Genomic DNA, 18,283 nt, shown 5'->3' with positions numbered 1-18,283 from the left:
TTGAGGCTTGCGATCCCAGGTGGAAAGCGGCCTTTTTTGCTGACCTCTTGCGATTGACAGAGAAGTAGCCCTGTATTACACTAATTATGAATGAGCGATCATTCATTTCGTCATCAATGTTAGTAAACATGGAGGTAGTTATGGCAAAGAAAACGGGGGAAAAGTATCAAGCCATTATTGATGCTGCTGTTCGAGTAATCGCCAAACAGGGCTATTACAGTGCCCAGGTATCGAAAATTGCGAAAGAGGCGAAGGTAGCAGACGGCACCATATACCTCTATTTTGAAAACAAGGATGATATTTTGATTTCACTGTTTAACGAAAAGATGGGCCAGTTTGTGGAGACAAACCGCAAACGCATTTCGGAAGCGACGACCATTGAGCAAAAACTGTATGTACTCATTCATGCACACTTGAGCCAGCTATCCAATGATCATGATCTGGCAAGAGTGACGCAAATCGAGCTACGCCAATCCAGTCCGATCATCAGCGAGGGAATCGGCAATGTGATGAAGCAGTATTTCAACCTCATCGATGAAGTGATCGTGGAAGGAATGGAACAGGGGGTATTCCGATCCGATCTTGAGGTGCGGATTACACGCAAAATGATTTTTGGAACGCTGGACGAAGTGACGACATCTTGGGTGATGAAACAGTGTAAGTACGACCTTGTCTCTTATGTTGATTCCATTCATAACCTCTTCCTGCTTGGTATGAAGGGAAAAGAATGAAAAGAAAAGCTTTTTTTGCATGAAAACGTTTGTTACAATGGAAACAGTAAGACTGAGCGATCGCTCGGAATTAAAAGAATGCTGTTTTTATATATGGGGAGAGTTTGGGGGGAGAGGAATGGCGTCGCATTGGAATGTAGAAATCATTGATCGCGTTGCTACGGTTACGATTAGCAACCCGCCTGCAAACGCACTTAGTCAAGCAGTGCTCGGTCAATTGAGTGAACTTTTAGACCAGTGGGAAAATAACGATGAGATCAAAGCAATCGTTTTGACTGGCGAAGGTCGGTTTTTCATTGCAGGAGCGGACATCAAAGAATTTACCCAACTGAATCGGGATAATGCGGAAGAACTGGCGAAGAAGGGTCAAGCATTGTTTAATCGCTTGGAAACGTTCCCGAAGCCAATCATTGCAGCAATTAACGGCGCTTGCCTTGGCGGAGGATTGGAGCTTGCATTGGCATGCCATATCCGCTTGGTAGCACCAGAAGCTAAGCTCGGGCTACCTGAGCTGAATCTCGGACTCATTCCTGGCTACGGTGGTACACAACGTCTTCCACGCCTGGTTGGCCGAGGTAAAGCGACACAAATGATCCTCACATCAGAGATGATCGGTGGCGAGGAAGCTTTGCACATCGGTCTTGTGGAAGCGGTTTATCCCGTTGAGCAGTTGCTTGCAGAAGCGCAAAAGCTGGCGGGTGTTTTCGCAAGTAAGAGCGCGATTACCCTTAAGTTTGCCCTAGCGTCCATCCACAACACAACGGAGATGTCGTTGTCACAAGGCTTGGAGCAAGAAGCAAAGCTCTTTGGCGATGTATTCGCGACGGAGGACGTAAAAGAAGGCGTGACTGCTTTTCTCGAAAAGCGCAAGCCGCAATTCGCAGATCGGTAGTTAAGCATATAGCTTCACAAGTATGAGGTACCACTAAGGAGGAGGCATCCTGATGAATATCGTGGTTGTGTTGAAACAGACGTTTGACACAGAAGAAAAAATCGTCATCCAAAACGGGCAAATTTCCGAAGATGGCGTTGAATTCATCATTAATCCCTACGATGAGTACGCTGTGGAAGAGGCAATCAAGCTCAAGGAAGAGCACGGCGGCGAAGTAACCGTGATCAGTGTAGGTCCAGACCGGGCTGAAAGTGCGCTACGCACTGCTTTGGCAATGGGAGCAGACAAGGCTGTACTGGTGGACGACGAGTCTCTGTTCGGAGACGAATTCACGATCGCTAAGGTTTTGGCTGCAGTAGCGAAAAAGGTCGGCTTCGATATCATCATTGGTGGACAAATGGCTGTAGATTCCGGGGCTGGCCAAGGCGGTCCTCGTCTCGCAGAAGAACTGGGAATTAACCATGTATCGACTGCTGTGAAGCTAGAGGTGGACGGAACGAACGTACGCGTAGAGCGCGATGTAGAAGGTGACCTGGAAGTCGTGGAGACGAGCCTTCCTGTTTTGATTACGGCTCAGCAGGGTCTTAATGAGCCGCGCTATCCTTCTCTCCCAGGGATCATGAAAGCGAAGAAAAAACCAATGGATCGACTCGGCGCAGACGATTTGGGTATCACGGCGGAAGAGGTAAAAGCGAAGACAGAAATCGTCGATCAGACATTGCCTCCGAAAAAGCAGGCAGGTCGCATTCTCTCTGGCGAATTGGCAGCTCAAACGTCGGAATTGGTGCAACTGTTGCGCAATGAAGCGAAAGTGATCTAAGCGAGAGGGAGAGGATATCCATGAAAAAAGTACTTGTATTGGCAGAAGTACGTGACGGACAACTTCGCAACGTGTCGCTGGAAGCATTGACTGCAGCACAAGCATTGGCTGAGGGTGGCGAAATTGTAGCAGGTGTATTCGGCGCAAATGCAGCAACGCATGCAGTGACATTGGGTCAGCATGGTGCGAGCACGGTGTATACGGCTGAGCACGTAGCGTTGGCACAGTACACGCCAGATGCGTATGTGCAGGCACTCACGCAGTTGATTGAACTGGCTTCTCCAGATGCAGTTGTTTTGGGCCATACAGCGATCGGTCGTGACATCGCACCTCGCGTAGCAGCGAGACTCGGTTATGGTCTGGTTTCGGATGTAACAAGTGTAGAAGCAGGTCCTGTCTTCGTTCGCCCGATCTATGCAGGAAAAGCGACGCAAACACGCAAATTCGTTGATGGAACAACATTTATAACGATTCGTCCAAACAACATTACCATCGGCGCTGCTGACCCTTCGAAAACGGCAGTGGTGGTACCAGTTGAATTGGATATCAAAGATTTGCGTACGATCGTAAAAGAAGTCGTAAGAAAAACAAGCGGCAAAGTAGACCTTTCCGAAGCAAAAGTCGTGATTTCCGGTGGGCGTGGAGTGAAGAGTGCAGAAGGCTTCCAGCCGTTGAACGATCTGGCGGAAGTGCTTGGAGCAGCTGTTGGTGCATCTCGTGGCGCTTGCGACGCTGACTATTGCGATTACTCCATGCAGATCGGACAGACAGGTAAGGTTGTAACACCTGACTTGTATATCGCATGCGGGATTTCCGGAGCGATCCAGCACTTGGCTGGTATGTCCAGCTCGAAAGTCATCGTGGCGATCAACAAAGATCCGGAAGCACCTATTTTCCAAGTGGCTGATTACGGTATCGTAGGAGACCTGTTCGAAGTGCTGCCATTGCTGACGGCTGAGTTTAAAAAAGTATTGGTATAACAGAAAGACGATGATTAGGCGCTCCTTATTGGGGCGCTTTTTTTGTCCGCAAGGCTTACTTTATGCTTTCCTTGCTTGGTATAATAGGGGGTAAGGAGAGGTGATCGGGATGAGCGAGGAGCTTTTGCAACAACTGATTCACATGGTGGCTGAGAATAATCGGCTTATAAAAGAGACACAGCAGGAGCTACGTGAGTTTAAGAAAGAGATTTATGATTTTCGGGATGAGATGTATGCGTTTCGCGATGAGATGTACGAATTCCGCGATGACACTACGCGACGATTAGACAGACTGGAACGCCAAAACAAACACATCGATGCAGATCTCGATTTATTGCATCGGAAAGTCAGCGATCAAGAACGGGAGGTCAACCGGCTAAAACAAGTCGGTCAATAAGGTGCGGTCAGACTGGACAAACTAAAGCGGGAAGTGTATCGCAAAGTGCGGAGCGGCGTAGTCAATTTGGTATTTGAATGATATACTGATAACCGTTAGTAACCTTTATTTAGTAATTGAAATTCAAGGAGGTAACTTCTCATGGCAATTGTAAATGCTACCGATCAAAACTTTTCCCAGGAAGTAGAGCAAGGCGGTACAGTCCTGGTTGACTTCTGGGCTCCATGGTGCGGCCCTTGCAAAATGATCGCTCCTGTACTGGAGCAAATCGACGGTGAAGTGGGCTCCAAGCTCAAAATCGTCAAAGTAAATGTGGATGACAACCCAGATTCTGCTGGTCGTTTTGGCGTAATGTCCATCCCAACCCTGATCGTATTCAAAGACGGTCAACCAGTTGACAAAGTGATCGGCTTCCAACCAAAAGAAGCGCTCATGGCAACTGTAGGCAAACATCTGTAATTGCAAAGCAAAGAATGAAGCGGCATAGCAATGTGCCGCTTTTTATTATGTTTTGATACGGCATTCTGAGCGATCGTTTGTCAAAAAATTAAGTTTAATTGAGCGAAAATAATTGCCTTTCTTGAATACTTTGATTAAACTTCATGTATTCAATTTATTTCGAAAATAGAAGGGGGCTTTTCTGAATGAAGGGATTTCATTTGATGCGCTCGCTGGCGGCGATCTCGCTAGGGGCGGTATTGATGGTCGGATGTTCGAGCGGAGGAAATACAAGTGCTCCTGCAGCAGGAGAGGGTGGCTCTGGACAAGCTGCTAGCACCGATGGACAAGAGATTCAAGCAAAAATCGGTGTGGTTGGTTTCCTTTCAGGATCTGGCGCAGCTTATGGAGAAGCACAAAAAGCGGGGTTGGAATTAGCTTTGGGCGAGCTGAATGACACGAACAAAGGCAAGCTCAAGATCGAACTGAAGTTTGAAGACTCCGCCGGAGAAAAAGAAGGCGCGATTAATGCGGTAAATAAACTGATTAATCAGGATAATGTCGTGGCGATTATCGGACCGACACTTTCCGGTGAAATGTTTGCAGCAGGACCAGTTGCAAACGAGGCGGAAACTCCGATTTTTGGTATCTCCAATACATCAGAAGGAATCAATGATATCGGGGAATACGTGTTCCGCAACTCTTTGCCTGAATCCATTGCCATCCCGACAGCGATGAAAGCAGCAGTGGAGAAGAATGGATTGAAAAAAGTAGCACTTATCCACGCTTCTAACGATGACTTCTCCGTGAATGGCTACAAGGTCATGAAAGCAACCGCTGAAAAGCTGGGCTTGGAGATTACCAGTGAAGCGACTTTCGCAAATGGCGATGTGGATTTCTCGGCACAATTGACCAAGCTGAAACAAACCAACCCAGACGCTTTGCTAGTGTCCGCCTTGTACAAAGAAGGCTCCATGGTTGTGAAAAAAGCACGTGAATTGGGCTATAAAGGGACAATCCTCGGCGGGAATGGTTTCAATAATCCAAAAGTTTTTGAAATTGCAGGTCCAGCTGCTGAAGGCTTGATCGTTGCGACCCCATTCAGCCCGGAAAAGAAAGATGATAAAGTACAAGCCTTCGTAAAAGCATTCGAAGCCAAATACAACAAAAAGCCTGACCAGTTCGCTGCCCAAGCATACGACTCGCTGTATATCATGTCGCAGTCACTGCTTGCCGCAGGAAAAGCAGATCGCGAAGAGTTGCGCGGAAAATTGGCTCAGCTGAAAGACTTCACAGGTGTATCCGGCAAACTGTCTTTTGACGAGAAACGCAATCCGATTGGTGATGCGGTTGTCGTTGTCGCAAAAGAAGGCAAATTCGTCCCGTTTGAATAGGATCATGCCCGGGGGTCGCCCGGGCTTCTTTTTCTATCCGTTATCTCGCTGGATCAGAAAGTACCAGATCACGTTCTTCGCTTGCTGATCCAGCGAGAATAACTCATTCGTCGTGTGATGTTAACCACTTAACAGTGAGGTGAGGCATTTGTTTTGGCAACAATTAGTCAACGGTTTGACAGTTGGAAGCACTTATTCATTGATCGCATTGGGCTATACGCTCATTTTTGGTGTCTTGGGAATCATTAATATGGCACATGGTCAAATCTTTATTTTTGGATCACTGGTTGGCTTGGTATTGATGACCAGCCTGAATATGCCTTTAGGGGTAGCGTTGATCGTGGCGATCGCGATATCGGCGATTTTGGGTCTTGTGCTGGAGTATACAGCTCTTCGCCCCCTTCGTAAAAAAAATGTACCCCATCTGGCATCTTTGATCAGTACAATCGGATTTGCCATTTTGATGGAAGAGGCCATGCATAAGTTTTTCGGTGCGGACTCCCGTGCATTTCCGCAATCCTTTGGGGACACCACATTTGACTTGGGGCTCGTTCAAATTCGCAGCGTCGATCTCGTTATTTTGGGGATTTCTGTATTGCTGATGTTCGTCCTGCATTTCTGGATTCAAAAAACGAAAATGGGAAAAGCCATTCGCGCGACGGCTGAAAATACGGATACAGCAAATATTTTGGGGATTAACACCAATATGGTCATTGTCGTTACCGTCATGCTTGCTTCGGCACTTGGAGGAGTTGCCGGCATATTGATCGGGATGGCGTATTCCGCTCTTATTCCGACAATGGGGATGACCCTTGGTTTTAAAGGTTTGGCCGTTTTGATTTTAGGCGGTGTAGGTAGCATTCCTGGGGCCATGGTGTGTGGCGTACTGCTCGGGATTATCGAGGTGTTTACCGTGGCGTACGGAGACTCGTCGTATCGGGACGCGGTTGCTTTCGGCTTGATCATTCTCATTTTGCTCTTGAAGCCGGAAGGGCTATTTGGACGCAAAGCGTAAGGGAGGTGCAGACATTGGACATTCTCAATCCATATAACTTACAGGTACTGACTTTTATCTTGTTAAACAGTATATTGGCGATCAGTATTTACATTACGCTCTCAACAGGTCAGCTTTCCTTGGGCCATGCGGGCTTTATGAGCATCGGTGCTTTTACGGCGAGTATTTTAACGAAGCAAGCGGACATGCCGCTGCTTATCGCCATCATTATTGGAGGACTGGCGGCAGGGCTGATTGCACTCTTGATCGGTGCTCCGACATTGAAGCTCCACGGCTTGTACCTGGCAATTGCAACGTTAGGCTTTGGTGAAGTGATTCGCGTTATTTTTCTCAATATGGAGATTACAAATGGCGCTCTCGGACTAACGGGACTTCAATCGATTGGCAATTACTTGTACGATTTTGAAAAAGCATTGGGGTTAAAAGCGCAAACCTTCGGCATTTCGGTCATGCAAATGAAGTCATTATCGACCTTTGTGTTTATGTTGCTCCTGTTTGCCTTCGTTCTTTTCCTGACGCTGCGTCTGAACCGTTCGCGTCTGGGCCGTGCTTTTGAAGCGATCAAAGCAGATGAAACGGCGGCACGAGCGATGGGATTGCAGGTTGGCTATTACAAAATGCTCGCGTTTGTCATCGGATCGATTTTGGCTGGTGTATGTGGGGGATTATTCGCTCACATTACGACGACGATTACGCCAGATGATTTTAACTATCATAAAGTCGTAGAGATTCTGTCATATGCAGTGATCGGCGGCAGCGAGGTGGTATGGGGCCCGCTGTTTGGTGCCTTGATTCTCACGGCCCTGCCGGAGGTTCTGCGTGGATTGGCCGAGTACAAAATGCTCATGTATGGCTTGATCATGGTCGGTGTGATGGCGTTCCGTCCGCATGGCTTGATCGGTGCCGATACATTCCAGAAGCTGTTCAAGCGCAGGCGGGGTAAGTCAACGGACAAGGACGCGAAGGGGGGAGTATAAGATGTTGCTGGAACTTGCGAACGTAGGAAAAAGCTTTGGCGGCATCACCGCGCTTCGTGACGTCTCTTTTTCTGTCGGAGAGGGCGAAATTGTCGGCTTGATCGGTCCCAATGGTGCGGGGAAAACGACCATTTTCAATATGGCAACGGGCATATTCGAACCGACGACGGGTACCTTTACTTTTGCCGGACAAAAGCTTAATGGAATGGCACCTAACAAAATTACCGAAATGGGAATTGCGAGGACGTTCCAAAATATTCGCCTGTTCGGTCACATGAGTGCGTTGGACAACGTGAAGGTAGGTTGTCATTCGCGCATGCAGGCAGGCTTCTGGGCTTCCCTTTTGAAAACACCGGGACAACGTGCGGAAGAAAAGGCTGTTACCAAAAAAGCGGAGGAGCTCCTCGAATTCGTGGGCTTGTCTGACATTGCCGATGTCCGCTCGGATACATTGGCTTACGGTCAGCAACGTCGTCTGGAGATTGCACGGGCACTGGCTACTGAGCCAAAGCTCTTGCTTTTGGACGAGCCTGCTGCTGGTATGATTGAGACCGAGACGAAAGCGCTCATGGAGCTGGTCAAAAAAATTCGCGATGACGGGACGACTGTTCTGTTGGTCGAACACGATATGGGATTGGTCATGAACCTGTGTGAAAAGGTCGTATGTATCAACTTTGGGGTCAAAATTGCCGATGGCACCCCGGCAGAGGTACAAAACAATCCAGATGTGATTGAAGCCTACCTCGGCAAGGAGGACGAATAGGATGCTGAACATACAAAACTTGACGACCTCCTACGGTCAAATCAAGGCGATTCGGGGTATAACGCTGGAAGTGCCTGAGGGTAAAATCGTCTCGTTGATCGGGGCGAACGGAGCGGGTAAAACCACCACCATGCGTACGATCGCAGGTCAACTGAAGCCTGAAGCAGGGACGATTACGTTTTGCGGTCAACGTATGGAGGGTTCAAAGCCTCATCAGATCGTAAAAGCTGGGCTGGCGTTGGTACCAGAAGGGCGTGCGATCCTCGGGAAGATGACCGTGTTGGAAAATCTGGAGATGGGCGCATTCCAGCGCAACGATGCACAAGGCATCAAGGACGACATGGAAAAGATGATGGCCTGGTTCCCTATCCTCAAGGAACGGCTTTCTCAATTGGGAGGGACGATGTCTGGCGGTCAGCAGCAAATGCTAGCCATTGCCCGCGCATTGATGTCTCGCCCGAAGCTGCTGCTATTAGACGAGCCGTCGATGGGCTTGGCTCCTATTGTGGTGTCAGACATTTTCAAGGTGATCAAAGAAATCAATACGGAAGGTACGACCGTCCTCATCGTAGAGCAAAATGTCAAACAGGCCCTCAAAATCGCTGATTACGGGTATGTACTGGAGGCAGGTCAAATCGTATTGGATGGCACAGGAGAAGCGTTGTTAAACGACGAGCGTGTAAAAGAAGCATATTTGGGTGGTCGCAAGCACTAGATCTGCCTATAAAAAACTGTCGCTATGGAATGAGGCGGCAGTTTTTTTCGTCATCATTCCATGGTACTATGAAGGATAGAACGTATATTCTCTTTATGAGGCGAAAAAGGGAAGGAAGCCGGATACGATGCCAGCTAAATTGACGAGAGAGCAAATGGAATATCTTGTTCATCAAGTACAGCGCTATTTTAAAGAAGAACGGTCGGAGACACTCGGCAATTTGGAGACGGAAGAGTTGATTGCCTTTTTTTCGAAGGAGCTCGGCCCCTTCTATTACAATCAAGGGGTGCAAGACAGCCGCAAGCTGCTGCTCGAACGGATGAGTTCATTAGAAGATGAACTGTATGTATTGGAAAAGCCATTCAACAAGAACAAATAGAAGCAAGGCAGATATAGAGTAAAGAGGAGGGAGCAGCCATGAACAGCTCCTTAAAAGATAAACTGGCGGTCCTGCCAGATAAGCCGGGCTGCTACCTGATGAAAAATGCGAGCGGGGAAATCATTTACGTAGGAAAAGCCAAGGTGCTGAAAAACCGCGTCCGCTCTTATTTTACAGGCAGTCATAACGGGAAGACGCAGCTGTTGGTCAGTGAGATCGTGGACTTTGAGTACATTGTGGTATCCTCCCCGATTGAGGCGCTCATCCTCGAGTGCAACCTGATCAAGGAGCACGACCCACGCTACAATGTCATGCTCCGCGACGATAAGACGTATCCGTACATCAAAATTACGAATGAAGCACAGCCACGTCTGGAGATTACCCGTAAGGTATTAAAAGATAAAGCGAAGTATTTCGGTCCGTATCCGAATGCCGGAGATGCCTCCGAGGTGAAGAAGCTGCTGGATCGCCTCTATCCGTTGCGTAAATGCCGCAATATGCCCAAGCAGGTTTGTCTTTACTACCATTTGGGACAATGTCTTGCGCCCTGTGTGTACGAGGTATCGGCTGAGGAAAATCAGCGTTTGGTGGATGAAATTAGCCGGTTCCTCGATGGCGGTCATGAGGAAATGAAGAAAACTCTCACGGAAAAAATGCTGCAAGCCGCAGAAAACATGGAGTTTGAACGCGCAAAGGAATATCGCGATCAAATCAAGAGCATCGAAGCGGTGATGGAGAAGCAGAAGATCACTTTCACCGATACGGTAGACCGCGACATTATCGGGTTTGCTGTAGAAAAAGGCTGGATGTGCATTCAGGTGTTTTATATGCGAAAAGGGAAGATGATCGAGCGTCAGACGACTTCCTTTCCATATTACGGCAGCGAAACGGAAGACTTCATGTCTTATGTGAGTCAGTTTTACTACGACAAGCAAAATGCGCTGCCCAAAGAAATTTTGCTCCCGCAAGAGAGTGAACCTGAGCTTTTGAGTGAGTGGTTGGGCATCAAAGTCCATGCACCAAAACGAGGCAAAAAGGATGAGCTCGTGAAGATGGCCTCCGAGAACGCCCGGATTGCTTTGCAGGAGAAGTTTGCGTTGATGTCCAAGGACGATGCTCGTACGGTCCAAGCGGTACACAATCTTGGTCACATATTAGGGATTCCGGTTCCTCATCGAATTGAAGCGTTTGACAACTCCAACATTCAGGGAACAGAGCCTGTGTCTGCGATGATTGTGTTTACAGACGGACGCCCTGACAAAAAGGAATACCGCAAATTCAAGATCAAAACCGTCGAGGGACCAGATGACTACGGCTCCATGCGCGAAGTGGTTCGCCGTCGCTACTCTCGCCTGCTGAAAGAAAACCAGCCGATGCCCGACCTGATTGTGATCGATGGTGGAAAAGGCCAAATCAGCGCGGCTATGGACGTCCTGGAAAACGAGCTGGGCCTCTATATTCCCGTCTGTGGACTCGCGAAGGATGAGAAGCACCGTACGGCTCAGCTCATGTACGGAGATCCGCCAGAGCCTGTGAATCTTAGACGTGATAGCTATGAGTTCTATTTGTTGCAGCGCATCCAAGATGAAGTCCACCGTTTTGTTATTACGTTCCATAGACAATCTCGGACAAAAACGATGCTCTCCTCGCAGCTAGATGAGATCCCAGGTATCGGTGAGAAGCGACGCAAGCTGTTGTTCTCTCATTTTGGTTCGTTGAAAAAAATGCGCGAGGCGACCGTCGAAGACTTCCGCCAATTAGGGATCGGCGACAAGCTGGCGAAAGAAATCATCGCTCATCTGCGTAAGCTGGACGCATAGAAAACAAAAATACGTGATCAAAAAGTCGGCTTTTTGAACAACCTCTAAAAAGGAATTGATCCATTTTTAGACTCATGATATAATCCGATTCAAACAGAATAGTTAGCCTCACTTCCATTATGGAGTGAGGTAGAGGTGCGAAAACCAAGAGTACCACCCTGAGATCGGGTATCTGTGAAGGGGACGGGAAAGGGGAATTCGCCGAAGTGTGGAGGGAAACCCGCTTTTCTCCATGCTGGGTCTGCGTTGAATAAATGCAGGACTGTCATCTGCACAATGACCAATTGTCAGATGGAGAGCTATCTCACGGTGTGTCAATGTGAGTTTTGATGGTGATTACTGTCAATCTTCATTGTCCGCGTGTATTGGGAGGGAGGAACCGGTATGTCGAAATAATAGGCAGCGGCAGGTCTTATTCCTTGTCGGTGCCTTTTTTGTAAAATAAAAATGCAAGACTTTTCCATATAGAGAGAATAGTGAAAAACCATACGATCCGAGATAAATACCAACATTGGATATGAGAAAAAGGGAGAGAAGCCGCATGGGGTTGATCGTGCAGAAATACGGAGGCACCTCTGTAGGTACCATTGAGCGAATTTTACGAGTTGCGGATCGAATTATCAGCTACAAAGAGGAAGGACATGATGTGGTAGTCGTTGTTTCTGCAATGGGGAAATCTACTGACGTGTTGGTAGACATGGCCAAGCAGATTAGCGCATACCCATCCGAGCGTGAAATGGATATGCTGCTGACCACGGGGGAGCAGGTATCGATCGCGCTTTTGTCGATGGCCTTGCATACAAAAGGCTACGATGCCATTTCCCTGACGGGTTGGCAAGCTGGAATCACCACGGAGGCGATTCACGGAAGAGCACGGATCAAGCAGATTGATCCAGAGAGGATTCAATCCGAGCTCGGCCGTGGTCGTGTGGTGATCGTGGCAGGATTCCAAGGGATCAGTGACGAAGGTGAAATTACGACGCTCGGCCGCGGTGGATCGGATACATCTGCGGTTACTCTCGCAGCGAGCCTGAACGCTGAGAAATGCGAAATCTTTACGGACGTGTCTGGGGTGTATACAGCTGATCCGCGAGTCGTTCCAGCTGCGAGCAAGCTGGATACGATCTCGTATGACGAGATGCTGGAGCTGGCGAACCTCGGTGCAGGGGTTCTTCATCCAAGGTCAGTAGAGGCTGCGAAAAAATATAAGGTAAGGCTGGTCGTCCGCTCCAGCTTTACTGCCGAAGATGGTACGTACGTTGAGGAGGTTGCCAACATGGAAACAGGAAGAGTAGTAAGTGGAGTTGCACACGATGAAGATGTAGCAAAAATCACGGTTGTCGGTATGCCTGCCAAGGTCGGGACACTCTCCCGTCTGTTCAATACGCTGGCGGACAATCAGGTGAATGTCGATATCATTATCCAAAGCTCCTATGATGCCTCTGTTACGAACATTTCGTTTACAGTTGCAGCGGATGATCTGAAAAAAGCACTGGATACACTTGACAGGAACAAAACGGAGCTTGGCTTTGAAAAAGTTGACTTCGAGGAAAGCTTGACCAAAGTATCCATTGTTGGCTCTGGTATGATTAACAATCCAGGGGTAGCTGCCGAAATGTTCCGCGTCCTGGCAGAAAAAGAAATTTCTATTAAAATGGTATCTACGTCAGATATCAAGGTTTCTTGCGTCATTCCAGCAGCCTTGACGGAGCTGGCTGTTCGCAGTCTTCATTCGGCATACGGTCTGGATGTCGAGGAAACCGCGGTCGTGCACGGAGTATAAAAGATGGATGCTCCCTCTCCCTTCGTTATAGGTAGAGGGGGCATTTTATTCATGACGCCACTTGTACAGATATACGTATGTCTGAAGGGCTTTCCATTTCGATTTTGCTGAACGCTTCTCTTTCTTTCCACTGCTCAATCATACCTGCGATGATTCCGGCCTCAAAAGAAAGACTGCATTCTAGTCTCTCTATAGACTGATAACTAAAAATAGAATGAGTGAGTGAATAGACGATAGTTTGCCCGGTCTCCTCCACGACGTCTAGCTGGCCTAATCCGAGCCGAATAAAAGGCATAATTGGGCCTGTTGCAGATTGAATGGGGATTTGGCGACCCATATTTTTTCCTATCCAATAGAGAATATGGTTCTCACTATCGCCTAGCAGGGTGCTGGTCAGCGTTTCGCGTAGAAGATGATAGCCAAGATAGGGCATATTTATTCTTTCCGCATAGGGAATGGTTTGCGGCGGTAACAGTGCTGCAAGCTGATCCTTCTCTTTCATATGTGCTTCCCTCCTGTCTGTACTAGATTATGAGAAGGGACCCGCATTCATGACATCGTAATAGAAAAAATAGCTGGACTAAACAAAGTTATTCTATCAATGTATTTAGTACATTGATTGTCTTGACGCTCTGTGTCGACAAGAGTACAATTGGATTTGGTCAAAGTTTTGCCCAACTTTTTCTCGTATTTTGACACATTCCGACAAATTCAGTTGATCTAGTGAACGCAGTCTTTTTGTGAACAGCTTCAAGATGCTGTTCATAAAATGATCGTGGCGGTTTTGCTATGTCTAATGGGTGAGGCAATGGGTTAGGATATTGGGGGAAGGTCTATCAAAACGGCCGAAAACCGTTTTGGACCGCTTGCGGTGACGCTTGACGTTTTTCACAGAATTGAGAGTTACATACATTGAAAGGGGGACCATTGTATGGCGAAAGGCCATAGCTTTCTCAGTCACAAGCTACACTCACTTCTTGGTTTGTTTCCGATCGGGCTCTTCCTCGTGTTCCACTTGACAGCCAACTATCAAGCGACTCGTGGGCCTGAAGCTTTCAACCAGGCCGTAGGCTTCATTGAAAGCCTTCCATTTCTGTTAGTACTTGAATTTGCATTGATCTACCTCCCGATCCTGTTTCACGCTGTTTACGGTCTCTACATTGCGTTCCAAGCGAAGCATAACGTAGGGAACTTCGGTTACTTCCGAAATCAAATGTTCTTGTGGCAACGCGTTACAGGAGTCATTACCCTCATTTTTATTGTTTGGCATGTTTGGGAAACTCGTATCCAAAAAGCACTGGGTACACACGTGGATTATGACATGATGGCAAACATTTTGAGCAGTCCTGCAATGATCGTATTCTACACAATCGGGATTATTAGCACGACTTTCCACTTCTCCAACGGACTGTGGTCGTTTCTGGTTCACTGGGGAATTACAGTTGGGCCGCGTTCCCAGCGCATTGCAACATTCCTGACTTTGGGCGTATTCGTAGTTGTAACCTTCATCGGCTTGCGTGCGATGTCGGCTTTCATTCTGTAGGGATAGGGGGACAAAACTCATGGCAAAAGGTAAACTGATCATTGTCGGTGGAGGTTTGGCCGGCTTGATGGCTACCATCAAAGCAGCAGAAAAAGGCGTTCCCGTCCAGCTGTTCTCCCTGGTTCCGGTAAAACGTTCCCACTCTGTCTGTGCGCAGGGCGGTATTAACGGTGCGGTAAATACCAAAGGGGAAGGCGACTCCACATGGGAGCACTTCGACGATACAGTATATGGCGGAGACTTCTTGGCTAACCAACCGCCAGTAAAAGCAATGACTGATGCAGCACCAGGCATCATCTACATGCTGGACCGCATGGGTGTAATGTTTAACCGTACACCAGAAGGTCTGTTGGACTTCCGTCGTTTCGGGGGAACCAAGCATCACCGTACCGCTTTTGCAGGTGCGACAACTGGACAACAGCTCCTGTACGCATTGGACGAGCAAGTGCGCCGTTATGAAGCTGAAGGTCTGGTAACCAAGTACGAATATTGGGATTTCCTCGGAGCCGTTTTGGACGATGTAGGAACCTGTCGCGGGATTACTGCGCAAAACATGCGTTCCGGTGAAATTCAATCCTTCCGTGCAGATGCCGTTATTTTGGCAACAGGCGGACCTGGTATCATCTTCGGTAAATCGACGAACTCGATTATCAATACGGGTACAGCAGCATCTGCGGCGTATCAACAAGGGGTTATCTACTCCAATGGTGAGATGATCCAAATTCACCCAACTGCGATCCCTGGCGACGACAAGCTGCGTCTGATGTCCGAGTCTGCTCGTGGTGAGGGTGGCCGTGTATGGACATACAGAGACGGTAAGCCATGGTACTTCCTTGAAGATAAATACCCTGCATACGGAAACCTGGTTCCGCGTGACATCGCGACTCGCGAAATCTTCTCTGTTTGCGTAGATATGAAACTGGGTATCAACGGCGAAAACATGGTATACCTCGACCTGTCCCATAAAGATCCAAAAGAACTGGATGTTAAACTGGGCGGTATTATCGAGATTTACGAAAAATTCGTTGGGGATGACCCACGTAAAGTTCCAATGAAGATTTTCCCTGCGGTTCACTACTCCATGGGCGGTATGTGGGTAGACTACAACCAAATGACCAACATTCCTGGTCTGTTTGCAGCAGGTGAGTGCGATTACTCTCAGCACGGTGCAAACCGTTTGGGTGCGAACTCCCTCCTGTCCGCGATCTATGGCGGTATGGTTGCAGGTCCAAAAGCGATCGAGTACATCAAAGGCTTGAACAAATCCTCTGATGACCTGTCTTCCACGCTCTTTGACGGCTTTGCTAGCCAAGAGCAAGCGAAATACGACAGCATCGTGAAAATGGACGGAACAGAAAATGCTTACCTGATCCACAAGGAACTGGGTGAGTGGATGACTGACAACGTAACGGTAGTTCGTTACAATGACCGTCTGCAAAGAACGGATGATAAGATCGTTGAACTGATGGAACGCTACAAAAAGATCAATATCAACGATACGAATAAATGGAGCAACTCGGGTGCTGCGTTTACCCGTCATCTGTGGAACATGCTCGTATTGTCCCGTGCGATCACGATCGGTGCCCTCAAGCGTGACGAGAGCCGCGGTGCTCACTACAAGCCTGATTTCCCTGAGCGTGATGACGAAAACTTCATGAAGACGACAATGGCGAAGTTCAATGCAGAAACAACTGCGCCAGAAATCTACTATGAAGATATCGATGTATCCCTGATCGCACCACGTAAACGTGACTATACGTCTGACAAGAAATAAGAGAGGAGGAAACTGATCATGGCAGAAAAATTGATCCATTTGATTATCACTCGTCAAGATAGCCCTGACAGCACTCCGTACAAGGAAGAGTTCAAAATCCCTTATCGTCCTGGTATGAACGTGATCAGTGCTTTGATGGAGATTCAACGTAATCCACTCAACGCACAAGGTCAAAAAACGTCTCCAGTAAACTGGGAATCGAACTGCTTGGAAGAAGTATGCGGTGCGTGCTCGATGGTTATTAACGGAAGACCACGCCAAGCTTGCTCGGCACTGGTAGATAAACTGGAACAGCCGATTCGTCTTGAGCCAATGAGCACCTTCCCTGTACAGCGTGACTTGTCGATTGACCGCAGCCGCATGTTCGATGCTCTGAAACGCGTAAAAGCATGGGTTCCAATCGATGGTACGCATGATCTGGGACCAGGTCCTCGTATGCCAGAAGTGGAGCGTCAATGGGCATACGAGCTTTCGAAGTGCATGACGTGCGGTGTTTGCTTGGAAGCTTGCCCGAACGTGAATGCGAAGGCTGACTTTATCGGTCCGTTCGCAATTTCGCAGGTTCGTCTGTTCAACCAGCATCCAACGGGTATGATGAACAAGCATGAGCGTCTGGAAGCTTTGATGGAAGATGGCGGTATCGGTGATTGCGGTAACTCGCAAAACTGCGTACAAGCATGTCCAAAAGGCATTCCGCTGACAACTTCGATCGCTCACATGAACAAAGAAACAACCAAACATGCAGTGAAGAAGTTCTTCTTCTCCTAATTGTTTGCAATAGAAAAGGCGTGCGCCGGTTATCCGGAATGCACGCCTTTTTTGAACTTATAGGGAAGTTAGTTTAAGTGCTTACTGCATGAGGGGAACATGTGGCTGTAGTGGAGAGAAGAATATTTCCAGTCTAGGCTCGAGGCTCCGTCCCACGGGGGAGCATGCACTGTCCGCTCCGAAGGGATTCGCGGGGAAACGCAAAAGTGGTAGCCGCTTCGTAGCGAGGGCACGTTGCGTTTCTGTTGCCCGCGAATCCCTTCTCTGCTCGGTAGGACTCCACAAGTCGCTACGTCTGGAAATATTCTTCTCTGTCGTAACTGATTACGTTCTTCAATCTATTAAAGCTTTTAAAAAACGGATCACACTGAATGCTCGTAGAGGAAACAGGAGAAAAAAGCGAAGATCTTAGGGACACCGACCGAGACGGAATGCAAAAAGCGAAACACGCTCTTAAGCGTCCACCTCTGAAAAACATCCTGAATGGACCACTTTGGACGCGGTTTCGCTTTTTGCATGGAGTCGTGCAGTCAATTCCTCCAGGGGGTGGCCCTAGAAGCTGAGCGTTTTCTCCTGTTTCCTCCCCACCACACCAGCAACATACAAGGAGTTTTTTCAATTCGCCTCGATGACCGCCGCCACGGCCAGCTTTTCAAAAATGCTGACGAAGTGCTGGAGTTCATCTTCGCTGAGGTGAGAGAACATTTTATTTAGCTTTTCTCTTCGATTCTGCTTGGCTACTTTCAAAATATGTTTGCCAGAATCACGCAAGCTGATGTAAACCACTCGGCGATCTTCCTCATCACGATCACGGGCGACGAAACCGTGTTTATCCAAACGGTCGACCATTGCTGTGATTGCACTTGGTTTGACCCCCATTGATTCAGCCAATTCTCCAACGGTGCATTTTTCCTTCTGCTCCAACTGATGAAGAATGTAGAATTGCGGGCCAGTTAAACCAGAGACAGGTTCGGCCAATTGCGTTCCCATCGTGCGCATAATGGTACGAAACGCCTCCTGCAGGCGCTCAAGCGTATCTGTTGAGGGGGAGGGCATGCTCGTATCATCTCCTTATTTGATCTATTCTTTCGTTA

At 48.1% G+C, this 18,283-nt stretch carries 19 protein-coding genes and 1 riboswitch; of the genes, 17 read left to right on the top strand and 2 right to left on the bottom strand.

What is annotated here, in order from left to right; translation table 11 throughout:
* Positions 1 to 140 precede the first annotated feature (140 nt).
* From ACFYU8_RS11545 to ACFYU8_RS11480, 14 genes are all read left to right on the top strand, one after another.
* Positions 141 to 731 (top strand): fatty acid metabolism transcriptional regulator FadR, encoded by a 591-nt coding sequence (locus ACFYU8_RS11545; protein ID WP_390298448.1) that lies wholly within the window; start codon positions 141 to 143, stop codon positions 729 to 731.
* Between the two features lie 118 nt (positions 732 to 849).
* Positions 850 to 1,623, top strand: a complete 774-nt coding sequence (locus ACFYU8_RS11540) for an enoyl-CoA hydratase (protein WP_390298445.1) — start codon at positions 850 to 852, stop codon at positions 1,621 to 1,623.
* Positions 1,624 to 1,675: 52 nt separating this feature from the next.
* Positions 1,676 to 2,443 carry an electron transfer flavoprotein subunit beta/FixA family protein gene (locus ACFYU8_RS11535; protein ID WP_390298442.1) on the top strand — a complete coding sequence of 256 codons (768 nt, stop codon included), beginning with the start codon at positions 1,676 to 1,678 and terminating at the stop codon, positions 2,441 to 2,443.
* Between the two features lie 20 nt (positions 2,444 to 2,463).
* On the top strand, positions 2,464 to 3,423 hold the full coding sequence (locus ACFYU8_RS11530; protein ID WP_390298439.1) for an electron transfer flavoprotein subunit alpha/FixB family protein: 960 nt from the start codon (positions 2,464 to 2,466) through the stop codon (positions 3,421 to 3,423).
* A 109-nt stretch (positions 3,424 to 3,532) separates the two neighbouring features.
* Entirely contained in the window at positions 3,533 to 3,820 is a 288-nt protein-coding gene (locus ACFYU8_RS11525; protein ID WP_390298637.1) for a hypothetical protein, read from the top strand.
* Positions 3,821 to 3,961: 141 nt separating this feature from the next.
* Positions 3,962 to 4,279: a thioredoxin gene (gene trxA / locus ACFYU8_RS11520; protein ID WP_063227198.1), complete on the top strand. Its 318-nt coding sequence runs from the start codon at positions 3,962 to 3,964 to the stop codon at positions 4,277 to 4,279.
* A 185-nt stretch (positions 4,280 to 4,464) separates the two neighbouring features.
* A complete protein-coding gene (locus tag ACFYU8_RS11515) occupies positions 4,465 to 5,652 on the top strand; it encodes an ABC transporter substrate-binding protein (protein ID WP_390298435.1) in 1,188 nt (395 codons plus the stop codon).
* A gap of 148 nt (positions 5,653 to 5,800) precedes the next feature.
* Positions 5,801 to 6,667, top strand: coding sequence for a branched-chain amino acid ABC transporter permease (locus tag ACFYU8_RS11510; RefSeq protein WP_390298432.1), 867 nt, complete (start codon positions 5,801 to 5,803; stop codon positions 6,665 to 6,667).
* 5 nt (positions 6,668 to 6,672) lie between these two features.
* Positions 6,673 to 7,644 (top strand): branched-chain amino acid ABC transporter permease, encoded by a 972-nt coding sequence (locus tag ACFYU8_RS11505; RefSeq protein WP_390298429.1) that lies wholly within the window; start codon positions 6,673 to 6,675, stop codon positions 7,642 to 7,644.
* 1 nt (position 7,645) lies between these two features.
* Positions 7,646 to 8,407 (top strand): ABC transporter ATP-binding protein, encoded by a 762-nt coding sequence (locus ACFYU8_RS11500; protein WP_390298426.1) that lies wholly within the window; start codon positions 7,646 to 7,648, stop codon positions 8,405 to 8,407.
* A 1-nt stretch (position 8,408) separates the two neighbouring features.
* On the top strand, positions 8,409 to 9,122 hold the full coding sequence (locus ACFYU8_RS11495) for an ABC transporter ATP-binding protein (protein ID WP_390298422.1): 714 nt from the start codon (positions 8,409 to 8,411) through the stop codon (positions 9,120 to 9,122).
* Between the two features lie 127 nt (positions 9,123 to 9,249).
* Complete coding sequence (locus ACFYU8_RS11490; RefSeq protein WP_390298419.1) at positions 9,250 to 9,501, top strand: DUF2164 domain-containing protein; 252 nt, start codon at positions 9,250 to 9,252, stop codon at positions 9,499 to 9,501.
* Positions 9,502 to 9,539: 38 nt separating this feature from the next.
* On the top strand, positions 9,540 to 11,321 hold the full coding sequence (gene uvrC / locus ACFYU8_RS11485) for an excinuclease ABC subunit UvrC (protein ID WP_390298416.1): 1,782 nt from the start codon (positions 9,540 to 9,542) through the stop codon (positions 11,319 to 11,321).
* Between the two features lie 122 nt (positions 11,322 to 11,443).
* Positions 11,444 to 11,631, top strand: a riboswitch (Lysine riboswitch).
* A 231-nt stretch (positions 11,632 to 11,862) separates the two neighbouring features.
* Complete coding sequence (locus ACFYU8_RS11480; protein WP_390298413.1) at positions 11,863 to 13,104, top strand: aspartate kinase; 1,242 nt, start codon at positions 11,863 to 11,865, stop codon at positions 13,102 to 13,104.
* A 49-nt stretch (positions 13,105 to 13,153) separates the two neighbouring features.
* Here ACFYU8_RS11480 and ACFYU8_RS11475 read toward each other — a convergent pair whose 3' ends face one another.
* Positions 13,154 to 13,606 carry a YslB family protein gene (locus ACFYU8_RS11475; RefSeq protein WP_390298410.1) on the bottom strand — a complete coding sequence of 151 codons (453 nt, stop codon included), beginning with the start codon at positions 13,604 to 13,606 and terminating at the stop codon, positions 13,154 to 13,156.
* Between the two features lie 429 nt (positions 13,607 to 14,035).
* On the opposite strand from ACFYU8_RS11475, the gene ACFYU8_RS11470 reads away from it, so the two are divergent.
* Genes ACFYU8_RS11470 through sdhB form a run of 3 tightly spaced genes read left to right on the top strand, consistent with a single transcriptional unit; the run spans position 14,036 to position 17,189 of the window.
* On the top strand, positions 14,036 to 14,647 hold the full coding sequence (locus ACFYU8_RS11470) for a succinate dehydrogenase cytochrome b558 subunit (RefSeq protein ID WP_390298407.1): 612 nt from the start codon (positions 14,036 to 14,038) through the stop codon (positions 14,645 to 14,647).
* Positions 14,648 to 14,666: 19 nt separating this feature from the next.
* Positions 14,667 to 16,421 carry a succinate dehydrogenase flavoprotein subunit gene (gene sdhA / locus ACFYU8_RS11465; RefSeq protein WP_390298404.1) on the top strand — a complete coding sequence of 585 codons (1,755 nt, stop codon included), beginning with the start codon at positions 14,667 to 14,669 and terminating at the stop codon, positions 16,419 to 16,421.
* An 18-nt stretch (positions 16,422 to 16,439) separates the two neighbouring features.
* Positions 16,440 to 17,189, top strand: coding sequence for a succinate dehydrogenase iron-sulfur subunit (gene sdhB, locus ACFYU8_RS11460; protein WP_106841616.1), 750 nt, complete (start codon positions 16,440 to 16,442; stop codon positions 17,187 to 17,189).
* A gap of 615 nt (positions 17,190 to 17,804) precedes the next feature.
* Here the strand turns inward: sdhB and ACFYU8_RS11455 are convergent.
* Positions 17,805 to 18,245 carry a MarR family winged helix-turn-helix transcriptional regulator gene (locus ACFYU8_RS11455; RefSeq protein ID WP_390298401.1) on the bottom strand — a complete coding sequence of 147 codons (441 nt, stop codon included), beginning with the start codon at positions 18,243 to 18,245 and terminating at the stop codon, positions 17,805 to 17,807.
* Positions 18,246 to 18,283: the final 38 nt, after the last annotated feature.

Origin of the sequence: Brevibacillus sp. NPDC003359 (assembly GCF_042878995.1) — a bacterium.
Lineage (GTDB): Bacteria > Bacillota > Bacilli > Brevibacillales > Brevibacillaceae > Brevibacillus.
This window is presented reverse-complemented; position numbering and strand designations above follow the sequence as displayed.